Below are 1,975 nucleotides of genomic sequence, written 5' to 3'. Positions count from 1 at the left end.
GGCCAGGACATCACCGTCAACATCGCGATCAAGCCGACCAGCTCGATCCACAGCCCGCGCGATTCGATCGACCTGCAGGGCAATCCGACCGTCGTGCAGACGCACGGCCGCCACGACCCCTGCGTCGGCATCCGCGCCACGCCGATCGCCGAGGCGATGCTGGCGCTCGTGCTGATGGACCACGCGCTGCGGCACCGGGCGCAGTGCGGTGACGTGCGCGTCGAGACACCGCGCATCGCATAGGGCGACAGGCCGTGTGAGGGATTGCCGCAAATCGTCGCAAACCAGGCCGATCTCCCCGCGAAACCGCAAGGCGCATCCCTTGCTTTCCGATGGATGTGCCCTCGGGAGTCCGTGCCATGAACCTGCGCCTTGCGACGACGATCACCCTCGGCCTGCTGTTGGCGGCCTGCGGCGGCGGTGGTGATGACAGCAGCACGACCGGCGCTCCTTCCGGCAACGTCGACCCGCCTCCGCCTGCGCAGGCCACCAAGCCGTCCGAGCGCCAGCTGAAGAAGAGCTTCACCTCGCTCGACGGCACGCTGCCGGTCTGGTACTGGGAGTACCTGCCGGCCGACTACGCGACCAGCGGCAAGACGTACCCGCTGATGGTGTTCTTCCACGGCGCCGGCGAGACCGGCGCGGCCAACGGCTCGCAGCTCGACACCGTGAAGCGCCACGGCCCGCCGAAGCTGATCGCCGCCAACAACGACATGTGCTTCGACATGCCGGCCGGGCGTGAATGCTTCATCGTCGTCTCGCCGCAGGACAGCCGCGGCTGGTGGAACGGCAACGACACCGCCGGCATGCTGGCGCATGCGATCAAGACCTACCGGGTCGATCCGAAGCGCATCTACGTGACCGGGCTGTCGATGGGCGGCGGGGCGGCCTGGAGCCTGGCGACCGCATCGGTGGCCGGCTCGTCACCGAAGACCTCGTGGGCATCGCAGATTGCCGCGTTGGTGCCGATCGCCGGCGCGGCCGATCCGAAGGGTGCGAACAACGGCATCTGCAACGCGATGGTCGCCGGCAACCTGCCGGTGTTCGCCTTCCACGGCACGGCCGACACCACGGTGCTGCCGGCGCTGTCGCAGGGCTGGGTCGACAAGCTGAACAAGGCGACGACGGCCGACGGCTACACCTGCGCGAACGCGGTCGACCCGGCGGCGAAGCTGACGCTGTACCCGGGCGTCGGCCACGATTCGTGGACGCGCACCTACGACCCGGCCGCGCAGGTCGAGACCGGCCGCAACATCTACCAGTGGATGCTTGCCCACACGCGCTGATGCCCTTGCCGCAGGCGTTACGCTGGCGGCCATGAAAACCATCCGACTCGGCCGCAGCGGCCTGCAGGTGTCGCGCATCGCGCTCGGCATGATGACCTACGGCCGCCCCGACTGGCGGCCCTGGGTGCTCGACGAGGCCGCGAGCCGGCCGCTGGTGCAGCGCGCCGTCGAGCTCGGCATCAACTTCTTCGACACCGCCGACATGTACTCGTCCGGCGAGAGCGAGGTGCTGACCGGCCGCTTCATCCGCGAGTTCTGCCGGCGCGACGAGGTCGTCATCGCGAGCAAGGCCTACTACCTGGTCGAGATGGAATACCGCAACGCCGCGACCGCGTTCGACCAGGCTCCGCCGAACCTGCACGGCCTGAGCCGCAAGCGCTTGTTCCATGCGGTCGATGCGAGCCTCGCCCGCCTGAAGACCGACTACATCGACCTCTACCAGATCCACCGCTTCGACCCGAACACTCCGGTCGAGGAGACGATGGAGGCGCTGCACGACCTGGTGAAGGCGGGCAAGGTGCGCTACCTGGGGGCGAGTTCGATGTGGGCCTGGCAGTTCGCGAAGATGCAGGAGACCGCGCGCCGCCACGGCTGGACGCCGTTCATCAGCATGCAGAACCACTACAACCTGGCCTACCGCGAGGAAGAGCGCGAGATGATTCCGCTGTGCCGCGACCAGGGCGTGGGCC

The 1,975-nt window shown here is 68.4% G+C and carries 3 protein-coding genes; all 3 read left to right on the top strand.

The features are described from left to right. The coding region (locus AC1D12_RS31965) for a chorismate synthase (RefSeq protein WP_477845187.1) at window positions 1-243 on the top strand (243 nt) is incomplete at its 5' end. A gap of 116 nt (window positions 244-359) precedes the next feature. Beyond that, window positions 360-1,286 (top strand): carboxylesterase family protein, encoded by a 927-nt coding sequence (locus tag AC1D12_RS31960; protein WP_477845186.1) that lies wholly within the window; start codon window positions 360-362, stop codon window positions 1,284-1,286. Window positions 1,287-1,317: 31 nt separating this feature from the next. Then, on the top strand, window positions 1,318-1,975 hold a 658-nt coding region (locus AC1D12_RS31955; RefSeq protein ID WP_477845185.1), incomplete at its 3' end, for an aldo/keto reductase.

Source organism: Rhizobacter sp. P1_G5, assembly GCF_056405435.1.
Note: the sequence above shows the minus strand (reverse complement) of the source record. Positions and strands in the feature narration are given on the sequence as shown.